Raw genomic sequence first — 17,963 nt, 5'->3', positions numbered from 1 at the left:
TCATGGATATCATCACCCTCGGTTGGGTTGGCTTGCTGACGGTTTTCACCTTCTCGATTTCGATGGTGATTTGGGGCCGCAACGGCTTCTAAGTTCCCGGGGCTGTGGCCAAGTCTGTTGCCGAAGCTCGATGTTTAAGAATGCATTTCAGGGATCAATAAAGATTGTCGATCGGGTTGATTCATACACCCTCGATCGACAGTTTTGTTTAAGTGGCTTTATCTTGTTTTTTGACCCTTGATTTTTGATTTTTGGTGAGGATTCCCGTGGAAACTTCGGCCTTAACCGTTTTATCGATCGTGGCCATGGGCTTGATGGTGGTGGTTACGGGCGGCATTGTGTACCTAACGGCCGCTGAGTGGCGCGATCGCCGCCGCCAAAAAACTCCCCAAAAGCGCTAGGGCCTGCCGTCAAATTGCCTAAAATCCTGATTCCACCGTTAGCAGATCGTGGGGGACAAGGGGCTTGAGCATCTTGCTGCCTAACGATTTGGTGGCGGTAACAGCCATATAATTTAACCCAGCGAATTAAGGCAGCTACGCTAGTAGGGGGGCAGTGCCCACCAAATTCAGGTAAACAAATCCAGGAAGGCAAATTCAGGGAAATAGAAGCCTAGAAGTGCATTTTTGAGTTTGCGCATTCTTGGCTAGGTAGACTCTTTTGGGGCTAGATGAACTCTGGACTAGACTGCGAAATTTTCGGCTAGTTCCTGGCCTGTTGCTGATACATTGCTCGCAACACCAAGGCCGGATCAATCCAATCTTTCCCGTATTTAATACCCCAATGCAGGTGCGGCCCCGTGGTGCGGCCCGTCATGCCCACACGCCCAACCCGCATCCCCGTGGTCACCGTTTGCCCCTGGAAAATACGTAATCCCCCATCGGGATCGCTCAGATAGCGGCGACCTTGCCAGGTGGCCACCCGCCCCATCATGTGACAGTAGGTGTGTTCCCAAGCGCCGGACTGGATCGTGATTGCCGTGCCACACAGCCCACCGTCAGACACTCGGATGACTCGGCCGGCCCACCAACTGCGAATATAGCTACCTTTGGGGGCGGCCAGATCTAGGCCCTTGTGAAACTCCACGCTGCCCCCCCGACGACGGTAGCCAAAGGGCGAGGTATAGGTCTGGAAGTTCTCGACGGGAAATGAACCCTGTTGCCATGAGGTGCGACGGCCCGATCGATCCCATTGATTGCCTTGTCCCGAGTTGCCATAGGGATTGACATAGTTGGGATTGTAGCCCCCGGCATAGTTCCCAACGGAGTTGACCTGGTTAATATTCCTGTTGTAATTGCTGCCGGAATTATTACCATTATTACGAACAGGATTACCGTTGTTGTAACCGTTGCTGTAGCTGTTGTTGTAGTTGCTATAGCTGTTGAAATTGCTGGAATTAGTTGGGCTATTGGTTGGGGAGTTCCGATTAGCAGGACGGTTGGCCGCTGGCTGTGCAGAATTGAATCGATTGTCTGAAGAATTTTGGTAATTGGTGTAGCTATTACTGTTCTGATAGCTGCTGTAATAGCTAGTCGCGTTGGCGCTTTGGCGTTGAGCTTGGGCAGTATAGTTCGTCACGTTCAAGGGCTGAACAGGGCGCATCTGCGGCTGCCAGTTTGGGTCGGCTTGGCCACGAACGATCGCTGCCGACTCGGCAATCTGTCGCCGAGAGTCCTCGATGATTTCGGCAGGGGGCGAGGTGGGAGGCGCGTCAAGGCTGGTGGTGGCGGTGTGCTGGGGGCGCTGCCACCAAGGGGCGATCGCCTCTGCTGACAACAGCCCCACTCCAAATAACCCCGCGATCGCCGCCAATTGCCAGTGGGCGCGAGCGAGGGCCCGGGGCGATCGGGCCTTGCGCACCAAAGCCTCGCCAGTCAGGGGCAGGGAAGGAGGCTTGGAAAGTGAGAAGCCGTGGTTCGATCGAGCTGGGGGCAAAGCAGGACGGTGCAAGGTGCGTGGCGGCATGGGCGGTGGAGCGTTAGCGCCCGTCAACGTGACATAACGTCACCGACTCTACAAAAAAAAATTCGCTCCGTCCACTCCTGACCAGCAAGCTAGCCCCAAAACGACGAACGCTGAATCCTAGGAAGTTGCCGATCGTTCAGCCCCCCAAGAAACGCAAGAATTTTGTTCTAAAAGGTTAGCCTAGGTGCAGGCTAGAGAAGAAAATGTGCTTTTTTATCCACAAAGCTTCGTTCAAGCTTCGTTCAAGCTTCGTTGTAGCTCCATGGAAAACACTGGGGCAACCTCTACATCTTTTCTGCAATCATGGGGCCATGGTTTTGCGAAAGAGGCTGAGCCATTAACCTTTTAAGAATCCAGCAAAAAAACACAAATGCCTTGAAGATCAATCGATCTTAAAGGAAATTTCTGAGATAGAAGGTCTTTAGATAGAATGAACCCAGGGTGGATTTTAGAACAATCAGGAATGGTGGGTTAGCCCTTGGGTATTGTCTGGGAAAGAGTCTTGGGGGAATTGCTCAAGACTAGGCACAGAATTAAGTGCTTAAGGCTGGGCGCTCAAGACTAAGTGCTCAAGACTAAGTGCTCAAGACTAAATGCTTAAGACCCAAGACCCATGATTGGACTGAGGTGATGCTGAGCTGAGGTGACGCTGAAGTGATCGAGTTCCTTGTCAAGTTGCACTACAAGCTATTACAGCGGGTCTGATTATGAATGACCAACAACAGTTGGGGTTACCTGGCCGATCGAATCAATTTCTGACCTATTGGCAATGGGGAAATCTGAGCGATCGACCGCTACTGCTGTTGCACGGGCTGGGCGATTGTGCGGCGGTTTGGGAAGGAGCAGCCCAAGAGCTGGACAAAAAAGGCTATGGCGTGGTTGCGCCGGATTTGCCCGGCCATGGGAACAGCAGCAAGGGCGATCGCCCCTACACCACTGAAGCAATCGTTGAAGACTTGGAAGCCCTTTGTAATCACCTGGGCTGGTCTCGGGTGACGGTGGTGGGCCACTCTTGGATGGGTAAGGTTGCCACCCGTTGGATGCAGGATCTGCCCCAGCGATTTCAGCAGGCAGTCATTGTTGATCCATTTTTTATTGGCAAAATGCCTGATTGGCTGCGTTTAAGCTTCCCAATTTTGTATCGAACCCTGCCATTTTTGAAGCTAACGGGCCCGTTTCCGGATCAAACTTCAGCGGAAGACTGTGCTCGACAACTCAAGCAATATCGTGAGTGGAATCCTTGGCAAGCGGCGGCCTTTGCGGCAAATCTGGAACAGAAAGATGATGGTACTTGGGGTAGCAAACTAGATTTGCTGGCGCGCGATCGCGTGTTTGAAGATGTGCTTGGAATTGCGGGCTTCCAAAAGTCAGTTTCCTTGCCCACGTTGTTGATTTTGCCGGAACAGGGCTTGAATCAATTTGCTTGGCAAACTCGCGATTTCCATCAGTTCTGCGAGCGGCTGACGGTGCAAACGGTTCCCGGCAATCACTGGCCCTTTCTGAATGACCCGATCGGGTTTGCAGAAACGATTGATCGATGGCTCATTGCGCCCGCCCAAGAACGCCATAATTTTGGTCAAGTGGCACAATTTGATGTGGTCTGAACGCTGGGTATGAACGCTGGGTATGAGGGCTGGATTACTCTGTGCAACTATCCTGAGCGAGGCTCAACAACCAACCGGAGATTCACCGAACAGCGGTGCTGAGGGACGGAACTGCTGTTGAGAGCATGTTTTTGGTTAAGCTGTTTGTTGAGATCGTGCTATTGAGATCGCGTTGTTGAGATCGCGTTGTTGAGATCGTGCTTAGACGGCAAGTGGTTTGGATCGCGATCGCGTGATTGGGGGCAATTGGAACCCAAGCGATTCAGACCCACGTGATTCAGACCCGGATAATTTTTTTAGATTGGCACTCGCCCAAGGAGATGTTCCCGTGCCGACGGATGCCCAGCCTGTGACCGAAGAAGCCTTTGGAATTGTGCCGATTTATTTGCCCCAGTCGGGCGATCGAGCAGAGGCTTTGTTTTTGCTCGTGCAGCACCGGGCAGGACATTGGGCGTTTCCCAAGGGCCATGCGGAGCCGGGCGAAAGTGCCCTTGAAACAGCGCTTCGGGAATTTACCGAAGAAACCGGCATTCAACATTGCACTCCCGTCACCGATGTGCAGTTTGTTGAAACCTACTGCCGACAGAATAAACTGGTGCAAAAAACGGTGACTTATTTTCCTGCTTGGGTTTTGGATCGGGAAACCAACCTGCAACCGGAGGAAATCCAAGACAGTGCTTGGTTGACAGCGGAAGAAGCCCGATCGCGCATTACGTTCCCGGCTAATCGGGGGGTTCTTGAATCGGCGCTGGAATGGCTGCAAGCCCTGGCAACTTTGCCTATTCAAACCGAAGAGTAACGCAGCTCCGTTGCGCTAATTCCCGTTCATGCAACTCCAATTAGCGCCAACCCCCATTAGCCCGTATTTCTTGCCCCGTATTTCTTGCCCAAGCCCCTTCGCCCATGCTGCTCGATCGCCCCGTATTGTTTACCCTTCTGGTTGTCGCGACGCTAACCATTGGCGTGGGGGCGATCGGGCTATTCATTGGTGCCATAGCAAGGCTCTTGGGTCGGCGTTGCCTGCGCAAAAGCCTCGTTGCGGCCTATGGCAGCGCCTTGGTGGGTGGAGCCTTGGGGGCCCTGGCTTCCTTGTCGGTGACTTTCCCGGTCTCTTTGTTGACCCTGGGCATGGCGGGCGCTTTCGCGGCCACCCCGATCGGCACACTCATCGTTCTCTATGTGACGGGCAAGCGCCGTCCTCGCCGCCGCGCTTCCACCTGAGCACCTGAGCATTCAGCGGGCCCAAAAACCCGCCCCCAACTCCTTTAGTGATTGGCTGGCGGTTGATCAACAGTAATTGATTTACTAACATTCGCTAACATATGCCAATATTTAGGCATGGCATACATTCCTCTCAGAAAAGCGGTCGAATTTCTGGGATTGCATCCAAATACGCTAAGGAAGTACGCAGATGAAGGGAAGATCGAGTCCATCCGAAACGAGGCGGGCCAGCGACTCTACAACGTCGAGTCATATGGACGCAAGGCAACTCGATCTATCGTCGTTTGCTATTGCCGCGTCAGTTCTGCCAAGCAACGAGACGATCTCGCAAGACAAATCCAGTTCATGCGAGATCGCTACCCCGATGCCGAAATCATCCAAGACATCGGATCAGGTCTCAACTTCAAGCGAAAAGGACTGCAATCCCTACTGGTCAGACTCATGCGCGGCGATCAGCTCCAAATTGTGGTTGCCTGCCGCGATCGACTCTGCCGATTCGGATTCGAGTTGTTCGAGTTCATGGTTCAACAAAACGGTGGCGAACTCATGGTTCTCGACCAATCTGTTCACTGCCCAGAATCCGAACTCACAGCGGATCTGCTCGCCATCCTTCACCTCTTCTCTCGTCGAATGCCCGGACTCAGAAGCTACCGCAAGGCGATCCAGGAAGATCCGAATCTTCCTAAGCCCTGATCAAAAAGCACTCCTGAAACAATGGTTTGGCGTTTCGAGATACGTCTACAACGCCACAATCAAGCATCTTCAGGAGCCGGGAACCAAAGCCAATTGGATGGCAGTTGCACCCATCATCTTGGGTGCGCTTCCTGAATGGGCTAAGTCAGTTCCCTACCAGATCAAAAAGATTGCGGTCAAAGATGCTTGCACTGCCGTTCGAGAAGCTAAAAAGGGCTTCAAGACAGATGGGCAAATTCGAAAGTGCCGTTTCCGCAGTCGAAAAGATCGACAGCAAACGATCTACATCCCCAAATCAGCCATCAGTGAAAACGGTGTCTATCACACTATCTTAGGGAAAGCGACCCTGAAAGAATCAATTCCTGATGGCTTCAGCGATGGTCGGTTAACACTTGCCTATGGTGAGTATTACCTGATCACCTCAACAGAAGTGCAACCCATTCAGTCCGAAAACCAAGGGCGAGTGGTTGCCTTAGATCCCGGTGTTCGCACATTCATGACCTTCTTTGCTGAATCCTCCTACGGATGGATTGGCAATGACTCGAACTTGCTGATTCAAAAGCTGTGCTTCAAGCTGGATCGCCTGATTTCCAAAATTACCAAGGCTAAATCAGCTCAAAAGCGTCGCCTTAAGAAAGCCGCCGATCGCCTGCGCTCCAAGGTGCAACATCTGGTGAAAGAACTTCACCACAAAACCGCACGGTTCCTGACTGAAAACTTTGATGTGATTTTGCTGCCCAGCTTTGAATCTTCTCAAATGGTGAGCAAATCACGTCGAAAAATTAAGTCGAAAACCGTGCGGCAAATGTTGACCCTATCGCATTACCAGTTCAAGAGACATTTAGAGTGGAAAGCTTGGGAGTTGGGCAAGATTGCCTTGACCAACATCAATGAAGCCTACACCTCTAAAACCGTTTCGTGGACAGGTGAAATCGTTAAGATTGGCGGCTCTCGGGTCATCAAATCGAAGGTTGATGGGCGGTCAATGAATCGGGATCTCAATGGTGCTCGTGGGATTTTCCTACGGGCATTGGTTGATACGCCTTGGTTGAGAGACCATCTCAACTTATGCATTTGTTAGCATCCGTTAGCAAAAAAGTATCGGTAGTGATTGGCTGGCGATTTGCTTGACCCTTGCCACTGCGAGCCGCCCACGGGACTCGGCAAAGCTCAAGACTCGTCGTAGGCCTCCAAATCCAGTAAGTAGATGTAAGGCTCAACTAGCTCTGGCCGCTGAAAGGCGATCGCCCGCAGCAAGTGCCAGTCTCGCAACCCCTCAAAGGGCGTGGCATAATCATCCCGCTCCAGCCGGAGCGCCAACTCGGCCACATCTTGCTCAGTCATTTGGGCAACGGCCGGTTGTGAAATATGCAGTACTTCCACGGTTAAACCTCCTCCAAGCCCTAGACTGATCTTAAGCCGGATGAACCACCAAACAATCGATTTCCCTTGTTTTGGTACGTTAGTTCATGAAAGCGGCCATCGTTCGCCCAAAAGTTAAACCGAAAGTTAAGCCACCAGCTAAGCCACCAACTAAGCCACTAGCTAAACCAAATGCCAAACAATGACCGCTAGAGGGTTTCTAGGTAGCGCAGTAGGTCGGCCATGTCCTGGGGAGCGGGCTGAAATTGCGGCATGGGGGGCGTTTTGCCGCTAATCACCTGTTCAATCAGGGCGACTTCTGATTTTCGGCTCGCCACATCAAGCAAGCTGGGGCCCACATGACCCGCGCCATCAGCCCCATGACAAACGGCGCAGTTCATGGAAAAAATTGCTGCTCCCCGATCGCGATCGCCCTGCAAAGCTAAGACACTTTCCGCGTAGGGATCCATGGGCTGAAACCACTGGCCCAGGGGCCAGACCATCAGCAAAACGGACAGGACAAGGAGTATCGCGATCGCAAGGGTACGACGCGCCCAAGGTTGGACTGGGGACTGATTAACTGGCGTTTCCAAGGCGATCGCGTTGCTGAGGAACCGACATGAAAGTTTTCATTTAATAACATAGCTCAAAGGTTGCCCCCGGGCCGCCGAAGTTCCCCCCTACTCGCCCACTCAGGACAGAATCAGTTTTCGGGCTGAGAAGCCGGTAAAATCGGAGGGCGCGTTGCCCGATCGGGAACAGCCACCGCACCAGATCCGCAGTCTTCACTGCTGGAATCTGACTAAGTGCTTTAAAAATGACTTAATGTTTTAGACGATTTAGGGAAGGAGAATCCGCCGTGATCGAACCTCGCTTGCTCGGTATTGTCTTGGGTCTGATTTTGGTGACGCTGAGTGGCCTGTTTTTCGCAGCCTATCAGCAATATCGTCGCGGCAATCAGTTCGATCTGTAGGTTGATTTGGCCCCGATCGACCCGCTCGATCGTCCCATTCAATTTGAACCTGTGTTTGGCATTCGCGCATCCTTGCGATCGCAATTCCAAACTTAATTCAATCGCTGTATTCACAGCAGCAATGCAGTGGAGGTCTGTTTTAAGCAGGTCTCCACACTTTTTTGATCATGAATTACAGCCCTTACCCAAAACACTTGGTGCGACATATCGTAGATACCATGGAGCAATGATGAGGTGAGCATTGCCCACTACGGCCTTTGATTATGACTACTTCCTCATGATCACAATTATTTGTCCATTCATTTGCTCATTAAAAATATTTGCTCATTAAAAAGCGCCCAGCCCAAAGGCCGAGCGCTGATGAATCTTCAGTCCAATCCGGCTTCGTCTCAGGAAGCTGGACTAGGGAGCCAGGGCACTACCCCGCAGCAAACTCCCGATCGTCTTCGCCGTAATCTTCAGTTGAGTCAGCGGATTGGCAGGCACAACCGTCTTGTACAAATAGCTGTCAAAGGTCAGCTTTTGCACATCGATGTCTTCGCACATTTCCACAAAGGCTTCGCGCGTCGCATCGGAACGGTAAAACACCCGTTGCAGCAGATCCAGCACCAAATAGGTTGCACCATACTGCCTATCCCAACGCTTCAGATACTGCTTCAGATCTGCTTCATTGGGAACGCGCTGGCCCTTGTTGGAAAATTCCACAATGGTTTCCGCACACATCCGAGCCGACTTGGCCGCGAAGTAAATCCCTTCGCCAGAAGACTTGGTGACCGTACCGGCCGCATCACCCACCAGGGCCACACGACCCACCACCCGACGAGGGCGGGGATGTTCCGGAATTGGGTGTGCTTCAACTTTGATGATTTGCCCACCTTCGAGGCGCTTGGCTGCTCGGGCCCGAATGCCCGCTTGCAGTTCCTTAATCCGGGCTTGGTTCACGCGCATTGTGCCCGTGCCCACTGCCACGTGGTCATATTTGGGGAACACCCAGGCGTAAAAGTCGGGGGAAACATCGTCACCGACGTACATTTCCGCCAAGTCCTGGTAGTAATCCATCTTGTCTTCGGGCAGACGGATTCGCTCTTGGAAGGCGATCGCGTAGTTGTAGTCCCCCGCGTCGATCGCCTTGGCAATTCGGGAGTTAGCCCCATCAGCCCCAATCACCAAATCCACTTGCAGGGTTTTGGCCACGCCCGCCACCGAACCATCGGAGTGGTCAGCATAGTGCAGGGTGTAGGGAGCCTTGTCACTGCTGGGAATTTCCAGCTTGTGTACCGTGCCGTTAATCAGGTTCGCCCCCAGCTTCACCGCCCGATCGCGCATGAACCCATCCAGGACTTCCCGGCGGCACATACCGATATATTCATCAGGCTTGAGGGTTGAACCGATGTTCACCTCAATATTGGACGGTGAGATCATCTTCATCTTCCGCACGCGGCGATCGATGATCTCCGGCGGAAGTTCAAACTCACCAACCATGCATAGGGGAATTGCGCCGCCGCAGGGCTTGGCGTTGTCCAGCTTGCGCTCGAACAGATAGGTCTCAATTCCAGCTTTAGCGAGCGTTTCTGCGGCTGAGGAACCGGCCGGCCCGCCGCCAACAACAGCAACCCGTAACACGAACAGCTTCTCCTAATTACGCGTGTGGCTGAGGCTTCGACATCACCCTCGTCCTGATGAAATTTCGATCGCGCCTTAGATCCAACCGCACTGGCCAATGGCTCACAGAGGGGTCTAATTCAGAACTCAAAATTCAATCAAGGCGAGGAGCTTTGAGAAGGCTTGCGATTTTGTTCTGGACTCCAAAGCCACGCGATTAACGTGGATTACTGCCGCCGTTGGGTTTTTCCCGTCCACTGAACGGATTAACCCGTCTCTGTTCAATAACCGTTGGATTACCCGCTGATTATTAATTGGATCATTCACCGCGCTGCCCATCGGCAACAAAGGTAAAAGGGGGCAATAAACCGCAAAAACCGCTCTGGCCGCCCAAAGATTGGATGTCATCCTATCACGGGGGTTTCCTGTGGCTGGGCGTGCCCCAAGCTTCTATAACGAGAATGCAACAGAGTTTAACGATCTGATACCCCCCGTTCACCAACCTTGAGATCCACAGGCTGAGTTTTTGGGCCATCAAGCTTCGGGCATGGGGCAACGGGCCGGGGGTTAGGGCGATGGTTGACTGGGGGCCCGCCAAGGGATCCAAGGGCATGGGCAAAAATCAGCTAAAAACAAGCATAAATAGCCGTAAATAGGTGCAAATAAACACAAATAAGCACAAAAAGATAAAAAGCGACAAAAAAGAAATCGAGGAACTGGACGCTCCTCGATCGCTTAGTTTGATATTCATCAACCGGGTTCAGCAGTCGATCGCCCATGAATCAGCCACATGAATCAGCCAATTAATGGCGGAGAATTGCCACTGAACCCATTAAGAACCTCATTCCTAGAGGAGTCCCAATACCCCTAAATATTCAGTCACGACCAGGAGAAAAACCAACGAGCGCTAGGTAGGTGATCAAACACTTAACTTAACCCTTGGGGATCAGCTCTTTGGGCTATTCAGTCCAATTGGAGCCGAGATAGGGTTCATCTTCAAAAGGCTGCACGCCAACTGCGGGATAGTCGTCGTGGTCGGGCGCGAAAATTTCACCAAAGCCTTCCAAGACGTATTGCATTGAGGATGAGAGCGAAGTCCAGAATTGCATAACCTAACCTCCGGCTCCATCAATTAAGAGGGAATGAAATGGCTTACCTTCAGCATAGGGAAGTTTCCTGAGAGCTGGGATCGCTCCGTGATAAATCGATGAATTTCGATGAATTTCTCAATGTTTTGTGTGCTAATTTTGCGCAGGAACTTCCTGGAAATTGAGAATTTCAAACAATTCTTGGCAATTTGCCAGCTTTGCAAGTCCCCTCAGTGACTGCTCAGATGTTCCTTCAGAATTCGCTGTCGTTAACCTGTTCTATGGCCATTCGGATTTACGGTAACCGATCGCTGAAAACGCTACCTGGCCAAACAACTCGGCCGACTGTTTCGCGGGTGCGGGAGGCGTTGTTTCAAATTTGGCAAGGAGCGATCGGGGGTTGTCGTTGGCTGGACATTTGCGCTGGATCTGGATCCATGGGCGCGGAGGCCCTGGCGCGGGGGGCGGCTTTGGTGGTGGGGGTGGAACAGTTGCCCCAAGCCTGCGGAGTGATTCGAGACAATTGGCAACGCATTGCCCGATCGCCCCAGCGGTTTGAAATTGTGCGGGGAGATGCGCCACGGGTCTTGGCTCGGTTGCGGGGCCAGCGGTTCGATCGCATCTATTTCGATCCGCCCTATGCCGGTGATCTATATGAATCGGTTTTGCAGGTTGTGGCTGAGGCGCAATTGTTGGCGGAGGCGGGTGAATGTGCCGTTGAGTTTAATCCTCGACAGTGGCAGCCGCCGCTTCAGGTGGGCCAGCTCCGGTGCGATCGGGTCAAGACCTATGGCAACTGTGCCCTGGCTTTTTATGGCTGGTCTGAAGCGATTACGATCGAGGAGACCCAAAACCTTGGCTGAAATGACTTTGTGAAATGACTTTGGCTGATGGTGTTTGTTCCAAAACTTGCGTGGTTGTCCTGTTGAGATCCGACGGTGTGGGCGTTGATCATTGGCTTCAACTTAAGACCGAGAAAATCCGGGTAGGGGCGTACGGCCGTACGCCCCTACAGGGTTGACTTTGGTGTAGCCCCGCTGGGGTCGGTCTTTTTGGATCGATTTTGTACAGAAACGATGACTCAATCGCTTTCCATCAGTCCCGCAGGCCGCAACAGGTAGTCTGGCACACAGCAACGGCGGCAACGGCTGCACCATACTCGATGGTTGGAAACCCAGCGTGTGAAGCGATCGCCGCTGTCTGTCCGGGGGCCATGAAACCGCGAATTATCATTTGTGGCTTGGGGCGCACGGGTTACAAGGTTTTTAATTTGTTGCACCAGCAGGGGGCGGCGGTCACGGGCATTAGCGATCGCCCTTTGCCGGGAGTGAACAATGCGCAGGTGGTGGTGGGGGATCCCACTTCGGCGGCGGTGTTGCTGTCGGCGGGGGTTGCTACGGCCCAAACCCTGGTGTTGGTGGGCGATCGGGACTCGCAGAATTTAGCGATCTTGATGCAGGCGCGGTTGTTAAACCCAAATTTGCGGGTGGTGCATCGCCTCTATAACGCTCAGTTGGGCGATCGCCTGGATTCCACCTTGGCGGATCACAATAGTTTGAGCGTGTCGGCCTTGGCGGCTCCGGCGTTTGTGTTTGCGGCCTTGGGCAGTCGGGCGATCGGGCAAGTGCGACTGTTTGATCGCCTTTGGCCGATGCGGGAAGAGGCGATCGATTTTGGCCATCCCTGGCTGGGGCGACGGCTTTCGGAACTGTGGGACGATCGGGATCGGATGCTGATCGACTATTTGCCAGTTACGCCAGTCGATCGAGTGAGCCATCGTTACGAAGCAGAAGACCCACACCGAGAGGGCCATCGCGAGGGCCATCGCGAGGCCGCACGCGATTTTCCCCGGGATCTTCAGGGTTATCCCGATGAGCCACGAGGCGATGTGCGCTTTGCCGATCGCCCCAACTTGGTGGCCGCCCTCAGCCTGGCCCGGGAACTGCAAGTGGGCGATCGGCTGATTGTGGCCACGCGCCCCACGCGCCGACCGTCCCAACTGAAACGTCGCCAACGGCTACAAAGTTTTCTTGATGGTTTGGGGCGCTTGGGTCACCAAGGCCGCCCGGCGGCGATCGCCTTTGTGGTGCTGTTGCTGGCGATTGTGGTGTCCACCATTCTCTATGACGTGGCTGCCAACACCCATCTATCGCTGATTGAAGCGTTCTATTTTGCCGTGGGCACAATTACCGGGGCCGGCGGCAAGGAAGATATGCTCGATCGGGCCCCCGATGCCCTCAAAATCTACACCGCTCTGTTGATGTTGGTGGGCGCTGGCATTGTCGGGATTTGCTACGCCCTGCTGAACGATTACATCTTGGGAACTCGGTTTCAGCAGGTTTTGGAGGTGGTGCGGCTGCCCAAACGCGGCCACTTCATTGTGGCCGGGCTGGGAGGTTTGGGCCTCAAAACCGCCCGGGAACTGCGGGCCCAAGGTTGCGAAGTGGTGGCGATCGAACAAGATCCCCATAATCGATTTTTGGCCACCGCCCGATCGCTGCAAATCCCCGTGGTGATTGGGGATGCCACCCTGCCAGAAACCTTAGTTGCCGTTGGGGTTGAGCGTGCTGAGGCGCTCCTAACCACAACTCAAGATGAATTGGCTAACCTGGAGATTGGGCTAAATGCCCGTACCATCGCCCCTCGGCTGGCGATTGTGTTGCGCAATCAGGATCCCCAATCGGCCATGATGATGCAGCAGGTTTTTGAATTTGAAACGGTGCTCAGTCCCGTGGAGCTTGCTGCGCCGGCCTTTGCGGCGGCCGCCTTGGGAGGGCGGATCTTGGGCAGCGGGGTCACGGGCGATCGGCTGTGGGTGGCCCTCGGAACCCTGATTACTCCGCTTCATCCCCTTTGCGGTCTGGATGTGGAAACTGCGGCCATTCACCTCGACTTTGTGCCGCTATACCTGGAGCGTCCCGACCACGCCACCATCCACGGCTGGGAACTGCTGCGAACCGTTTTGGGGGCCAACGATGTTCTGTATCTTTCCATTCCCGCCTGTTACCTCGATCGGTTATGGCGTTTGGCGAGCGATCGAATTCTGAATCAACATCACGACAAGCAATTTCGACGGATCGATCGCTAAAACTCCCCCTTGTGCCACCGCCCAAAAACAGCGCGATCGCTGCATTTTGTATAGTTTTCATGAAGTTCCCCTGATTTTCATTGCCACCACTGATGGCGATGAAATCGTGTCTTCAACCCAACTTGATCCATAGCCCGTTACAGGGGCCTAATAACTGCGGTATGATCAGGAGCGTCAGATAATTAAGAAAAAATTAATAACAAAAACAAATGTGTATTTGTACTTAGGACTGGGCAAAATCAGCCGCTTCAGTCGATGTTTAATCAGATCTTTAATCTGTCACTTTCCTTTATTCTGAAAGATCCGCAGTTTATCAGGGACACCAGGGCGCAATTCAGCTTTCATCAGTACGCAAATTTCTACTAAAACCCCATGGCCTCTTCTAGCTTATCTTTCCTTTCTGTGGCCAAGCAGCTTCAATTTCAGCTTCAGCAGTGGAAAACAGCCGTGATTAACTTCAAACCAACCGCTATTCGCTCCAAAATTGCCAGTGGTTATCTGGTTGCGTTGGGTATTCCAATCATTGGGGCCTCAATTGGAATTCTGATTGGTAATCATTACCAAGCGGCTGCCGACCAAAAATTAGCGGAATATCGCGAAGATCAAAAGCGATTGTTGGATTTACAAATTAATATTTTGTCCAACTTGCCCGCCAAATCCTTGAGTCCCTTTACCCATGATCCGGTCACCTTTCGCAAAGCCGGTCAAGCTTTGATCAAACGAATTGAAACTGTCAGCGAATTAACAGAGGGAATGGCCATCGATGATCGGCCCCTATTCACCCAAAATAGAACTGCCTTTAAGCAATATGCAACGGTGGTGTCAGAGTTTTCAAGATTTGTTCAGCGATCTATTGAAGTTATTCAACCGCTGACCGGCAGCGTCAAAAATCAGTACAAGGTTGATGCGGAAATTGGCAAACTGCTCCGCAGTCAAGAATTTAATAACTTCATTGCTTTCACCAATGTTTTGGAGTCCTTAAACATTGATGCCAATCAAGAACTATTGACTGCGGTTCAGGAACGACGCGAGGCCGAAAACTTTCGGCTGATGATGGCGATCGGGAGTATTTTCCTGGCGTTGTTGGTGTCGGTGTTGCTCGGTAATTACACCAGCCGCACGATCGCCCAACCGATCGAAGATCTGGCCAGCCTTGCCCAACAGGTGACCCACGATGCCAACACCCGGTTGCGGGCCGATGTCACGACCGTTGACGAAGTGGGAACCTTGGCCCAATCCGTGAATCAATTGATTGAATGGGTGGAAAACTACACGCGAGACTTGCAAGCGGCCCAACTGCAATTGGTGCAAACGGAAAAGATGTCTAGCTTAGGAGAGTTGGTGGGCGGTTTGGCCCATGAAATCAACAATCCCATTAGCTTTATCTACGGCAATTTGGGCTATGTCGATCAGTATGTTTCGGATCTGATTTATTTGGTGAAATATTATCAGGAAAAATATCCCCAGGAAGTAGCTGATGTTGATATGGAAGAAAAAATCGAAGAACTGGAATTTGTGATCGAAGATCTGCCTAAACTACTCATTTCCATGAAATCGGGTGCAGAACGAATTCGAGAACTCGTGGTGTCGTTGCGCAATTTTTCGCGGTTGGATGAAGCAGATCTCAAAACCGTTGATTTGCATGAGGGGCTAGAAAATACCCTTTTGATGTTGAACTATCGCCTACAGCATTGTCGTTTGGAAGATGATATTAAAATCACCAAGCGCTATGGCGATTTGCCGGAAGTTGAATGCTATCCAGCACAGCTCAATCAGGTTTTCATGAATGTGTTAGACAATGCGATCGATGTTTTGAGTGATGAATCAATCCTCCATCCTGAAATTACGCTCAGCACTCGAGTGATTGATTCTCAATGGGTGCAACTGAGCATTGCCGATAATGGCCCAGGAATCGAAGCAGCGATTCAAAGTAAGTTGTTCGACCCGTTTTTCACCACTAAGCCGATCGGGCAGGGAACGGGCTTGGGCTTGGCGATCGCCTATCAGGTGGTGCAGCAACATGAAGGACAAATTCAAGTGATTTCAGCGCCGGGTCAAGGAACCACCATTCAAATTGAGTTGCCGATTCGACAAAAATTAGAAGCCGAGGACACTGTGAAACCATTTCTGGAAAAGGCTTTGGCATAGTAATCCAGCGCATGAATCTGGTGCATGAATCTGGTGTATGGGTTTGGTTCATGGGTTTGGTGTATACACTTGGTGCATGAGTTGAGCGCATCAAGTTACATCAATTCGATGACTGAAATTTCTGTAAATCGTTGGCAATCCACAGACCACGCCCTGAGTTATTTGGCCCGGGCCGATCGAATTCCGCGTCGCACTGAAGGGGAAGCGGCCCTGCTGGAACAAGTGCCGCGAACCGTGCGTAGAATTTTGGATTTGGGTACGGGCAATGGGCGACTACTAGCATTGCTTAAGGTCGATCGCCCGGCGGCGGCAGGCGTGGCGCTGGATTTTTCGGAAACGATGTTGGCGGCGGTGCGCGATCGCTTTGGGGCCGATGACAAGGTGACGGTGGTGGCCCACAATCTCGATACAGCCTTGCCAGAGTTGGGGCGATTTGATGCGATCGTGTCGAGTTTTGCGATTCATCACCTCAGCCATGATCGCAAGCGATCGCTCTATCAAGAGGTGTTTCAACGATTGGAGCCGGGGGGCATTTTCGCCAACTTGGAACATGTGGCTTCGCCAACGCCCCAGCTTCATGAGCAGTTTTTGAAAGCCATTGGCTATCGACCGGAAGAAGATGATCCGTCAAACCAATTGCTAGATGTTGAAACGCAGCTTCAATGGTTTCGAGATATTGGTTTTCAGCAGGTCGATTGCTATTGGAAATGGTTGGAAATGGCGCTATTGATCGGTCTCAAGCCGGCCTAGTTTTTTGAGGATTGATGAGCGAATTTCAGGATCTTTTCTGGATTTTTGCGTTTTAAATCCAGCACGATCGGTTACAGTTCTTTACAATCGAATTTAACGAAGCCAGTCAGGTCGCAACCCCAGACCGTGACGCGACAACGGGGCAAGATGGCCGAGCCGATCGCCCGCTGAATCCATAGCCGGGGCATCGAAAGCTGACCTGAAGCCTGTCTGAGCGATGCCGATTTGGGTTGCGGTTGTCTGGCCCTTTCACCCATTTGTAAAGCACTTTAGAAAACCCGAAGCCCTATGACTGCGCTGGTTTCCCCGACTGACTCCCTGGCCCAGGAGGCCTTTCAAACCTGGCTGTGGCGTGGCTACCGAGTGCAATGGTTAGCCCAGGGCAGCGGCCAGCCGATCGTGCTGTTGCATGGGTTTGGGGCTTCGATCGGCCATTGGCGCAAAAATATCCCCGTGCTGGCCGCGGCCGGCTACCGGGTCTATGCGATCGATCTGTTGGGGTTCGGCGGTTCCCAAAAGCCCCCGATCGATTACAGCATGGAGCTTTGGCAAGATTTGGTTTTGGATTTTTGGGCTGAATTCATCCAAGAGCCAGCCCTGTGGGTGGGTAATTCGATCGGGGCACTGTTGGCCCTGATGTTGTCGGCGGCGGCTCCGGAACGTACCCGAGGAACGGTGTTGCTGAACTGTGCCGGGGGGCTAAATCACCGCCCCGAGGAGTTAAATCCGGTGTTGCGGTTGGTGATGGGTACGTTTGCCCAAGTGGTGAATACTCCAGGCATTGGGCGGTTTATGTTCAATCAAATTCGCCAAAAACACCGGATTCGCGGCACGCTCAAGCAGGTTTATGGCAACCCAGAGGCCGTTACGCCGGAACTGGTGGATTTGCTGCATGAACCTTCCGGGGATGAGGGCGCATACGAAACCTTTGCCTCGATTTTGGCTGCACCACCGGGCCCCAAACCCGAAACGCTGCTGCCGCAAATTGCCGGGCCCCTGTTGGTGTTGTGGGGAGAAACGGATCCTTGGACACCGATTCAGGGAGCCAAAATCTATCAAGATTTGGCGAAAACGGCGGGCGATCGGGTGACGTTTGTGTCAATTCCCAAGACGGGCCATTGTCCCCATGATGAGCGTCCCGAAGTTGTCAACTCGGCGATCGTCAACTGGCTGAGTCAGATGGCTTGAGTGGGGCAGAAAATTTTTGACTTTAACCTTTGATTAGCCGCGCAACGAGGGCCCGTTGCGCCTAATTCACGCGGCGGCCGGGCCGATCGCGTTGCAAAACCTTGCAAAATTCAAGTCAAGTTCACCGCCAAGCCGGGCCCAATGGCAATATGGACGGGCCCGATGCAATGAGCAACCCGACCCCAGGGCGATCGGCTGTTCCCGCATTTTGGAATCAGCCCCAGGCCATCCCGGCGATCGGGGTCGCCCCGGGTGAAGCAGCCGCAACGTTCACCAACAGG

At 52.7% G+C, this 17,963-nt stretch carries 19 protein-coding genes; 14 read left to right on the top strand and 5 right to left on the bottom strand.

Features of this window, described 5'->3' with window-relative positions; translation table 11 throughout:
• Nucleotides 1-2: 2 nt before the first annotated feature.
• Together petN and H6G53_RS18910 are read left to right on the top strand one after the other, a co-directional pair.
• Entirely contained in the window at nucleotides 3-92 is a 90-nt protein-coding gene (gene petN / locus H6G53_RS04285; protein ID WP_099531567.1) for a cytochrome b6-f complex subunit PetN, read from the top strand.
• A 174-nt stretch (nucleotides 93-266) separates the two neighbouring features.
• Nucleotides 267-401, top strand: a complete 135-nt coding sequence (locus H6G53_RS18910; RefSeq protein ID WP_255407478.1) for a hypothetical protein — start codon at nucleotides 267-269, stop codon at nucleotides 399-401.
• 301 nt (nucleotides 402-702) lie between these two features.
• On the opposite strand, the gene H6G53_RS19165 is transcribed toward H6G53_RS18910, so the two are convergent.
• Nucleotides 703-1,281 carry a M23 family metallopeptidase gene (locus H6G53_RS19165; RefSeq protein WP_370567064.1) on the bottom strand — a complete coding sequence of 193 codons (579 nt, stop codon included), beginning with the start codon at nucleotides 1,279-1,281 and terminating at the stop codon, nucleotides 703-705.
• A 1,391-nt stretch (nucleotides 1,282-2,672) separates the two neighbouring features.
• Here H6G53_RS19165 and H6G53_RS04275 point away from each other — a divergent pair.
• The 5 genes from H6G53_RS04275 to H6G53_RS04255 all read left to right on the top strand — a co-directional run bounded on the left by H6G53_RS04275 (nucleotide 2,673) and on the right by H6G53_RS04255 (nucleotide 6,564).
• On the top strand, nucleotides 2,673-3,569 hold the full coding sequence (locus H6G53_RS04275; protein ID WP_190531037.1) for an alpha/beta fold hydrolase: 897 nt from the start codon (nucleotides 2,673-2,675) through the stop codon (nucleotides 3,567-3,569).
• 328 nt (nucleotides 3,570-3,897) lie between these two features.
• Nucleotides 3,898-4,368, top strand: a complete 471-nt coding sequence (locus H6G53_RS04270) for a bis(5'-nucleosyl)-tetraphosphatase (RefSeq protein WP_199291319.1) — start codon at nucleotides 3,898-3,900, stop codon at nucleotides 4,366-4,368.
• A gap of 104 nt (nucleotides 4,369-4,472) precedes the next feature.
• Nucleotides 4,473-4,790, top strand: coding sequence for a hypothetical protein (locus H6G53_RS04265; RefSeq protein ID WP_190531036.1), 318 nt, complete (start codon nucleotides 4,473-4,475; stop codon nucleotides 4,788-4,790).
• A 117-nt stretch (nucleotides 4,791-4,907) separates the two neighbouring features.
• The gene (locus H6G53_RS19160) at nucleotides 4,908-5,483 is read left to right on the top strand and encodes an IS607 family transposase (protein ID WP_190531035.1); all 576 of its coding nucleotides are present in this window, start codon (nucleotides 4,908-4,910) and stop codon (nucleotides 5,481-5,483) included.
• Complete coding sequence (locus tag H6G53_RS04255; protein ID WP_190531286.1) at nucleotides 5,386-6,564, top strand: transposase; 1,179 nt, start codon at nucleotides 5,386-5,388, stop codon at nucleotides 6,562-6,564. Before H6G53_RS19160 ends, H6G53_RS04255 begins: the two co-directional genes overlap by 98 nt.
• A gap of 89 nt (nucleotides 6,565-6,653) precedes the next feature.
• Here the strand turns inward: H6G53_RS04255 and H6G53_RS04250 are convergent, their stop codons facing one another.
• Together H6G53_RS04250 and H6G53_RS04245 are read right to left on the bottom strand one after the other, a co-directional pair.
• Nucleotides 6,654-6,866, bottom strand: a complete 213-nt coding sequence (locus H6G53_RS04250) for a DUF2555 domain-containing protein (RefSeq protein ID WP_304441447.1) — start codon at nucleotides 6,864-6,866, stop codon at nucleotides 6,654-6,656.
• Nucleotides 6,867-7,054: 188 nt separating this feature from the next.
• The gene (locus tag H6G53_RS04245) at nucleotides 7,055-7,348 is read right to left on the bottom strand and encodes a cytochrome c (RefSeq protein ID WP_099531564.1); all 294 of its coding nucleotides are present in this window, start codon (nucleotides 7,346-7,348) and stop codon (nucleotides 7,055-7,057) included.
• Between the two features lie 356 nt (nucleotides 7,349-7,704).
• Between H6G53_RS04245 and petG the strand changes: the two genes are divergently transcribed.
• Nucleotides 7,705-7,818, top strand: a complete 114-nt coding sequence (petG, locus tag H6G53_RS04240; protein ID WP_099531563.1) for a cytochrome b6-f complex subunit V — start codon at nucleotides 7,705-7,707, stop codon at nucleotides 7,816-7,818.
• Nucleotides 7,819-8,220: 402 nt separating this feature from the next.
• On the opposite strand, the gene chlP is transcribed toward petG, so the two are convergent.
• On the bottom strand, nucleotides 8,221-9,441 hold the full coding sequence (gene chlP, locus H6G53_RS04235; protein ID WP_099531562.1) for a geranylgeranyl reductase: 1,221 nt from the start codon (nucleotides 9,439-9,441) through the stop codon (nucleotides 8,221-8,223).
• A 938-nt stretch (nucleotides 9,442-10,379) separates the two neighbouring features.
• Nucleotides 10,380-10,529: an isochorismate synthase gene (locus tag H6G53_RS04230; RefSeq protein WP_099531561.1), complete on the bottom strand. Its 150-nt coding sequence runs from the start codon at nucleotides 10,527-10,529 to the stop codon at nucleotides 10,380-10,382.
• Between the two features lie 260 nt (nucleotides 10,530-10,789).
• Here H6G53_RS04230 and rsmD point away from each other — a divergent pair, with 260 nt between their 5' ends.
• The 6 genes from rsmD to H6G53_RS04200 all read left to right on the top strand — a co-directional run bounded on the left by rsmD (nucleotide 10,790) and on the right by H6G53_RS04200 (nucleotide 17,938).
• Nucleotides 10,790-11,371, top strand: a complete 582-nt coding sequence (gene rsmD / locus H6G53_RS04225) for a 16S rRNA (guanine(966)-N(2))-methyltransferase RsmD (protein WP_190531034.1) — start codon at nucleotides 10,790-10,792, stop codon at nucleotides 11,369-11,371.
• Between the two features lie 350 nt (nucleotides 11,372-11,721).
• A complete protein-coding gene (locus tag H6G53_RS04220) occupies nucleotides 11,722-13,596 on the top strand; it encodes a TrkA family potassium uptake protein (RefSeq protein ID WP_190531032.1) in 1,875 nt (624 codons plus the stop codon).
• Between the two features lie 372 nt (nucleotides 13,597-13,968).
• Nucleotides 13,969-15,744, top strand: a complete 1,776-nt coding sequence (locus H6G53_RS04215; protein ID WP_190531031.1) for an ATP-binding protein — start codon at nucleotides 13,969-13,971, stop codon at nucleotides 15,742-15,744.
• 108 nt (nucleotides 15,745-15,852) lie between these two features.
• Nucleotides 15,853-16,494, top strand: coding sequence for a class I SAM-dependent methyltransferase (locus H6G53_RS04210; RefSeq protein ID WP_099531557.1), 642 nt, complete (start codon nucleotides 15,853-15,855; stop codon nucleotides 16,492-16,494).
• A 288-nt stretch (nucleotides 16,495-16,782) separates the two neighbouring features.
• A complete protein-coding gene (locus tag H6G53_RS04205) occupies nucleotides 16,783-17,682 on the top strand; it encodes an alpha/beta fold hydrolase (RefSeq protein WP_099531556.1) in 900 nt (299 codons plus the stop codon).
• A 55-nt stretch (nucleotides 17,683-17,737) separates the two neighbouring features.
• A complete protein-coding gene (locus tag H6G53_RS04200) occupies nucleotides 17,738-17,938 on the top strand; it encodes a hypothetical protein (RefSeq protein ID WP_190531030.1) in 201 nt (66 codons plus the stop codon).
• Nucleotides 17,939-17,963: the final 25 nt, after the last annotated feature.

Origin of the sequence: Limnothrix sp. FACHB-406, from assembly GCF_014698235.1 — a bacterium.
Taxonomy (GTDB): Bacteria; Cyanobacteriota; Cyanobacteriia; order CACIAM-69d; family CACIAM-69d; genus CACIAM-69d.
This window is presented reverse-complemented; position numbering and strand designations above follow the sequence as displayed.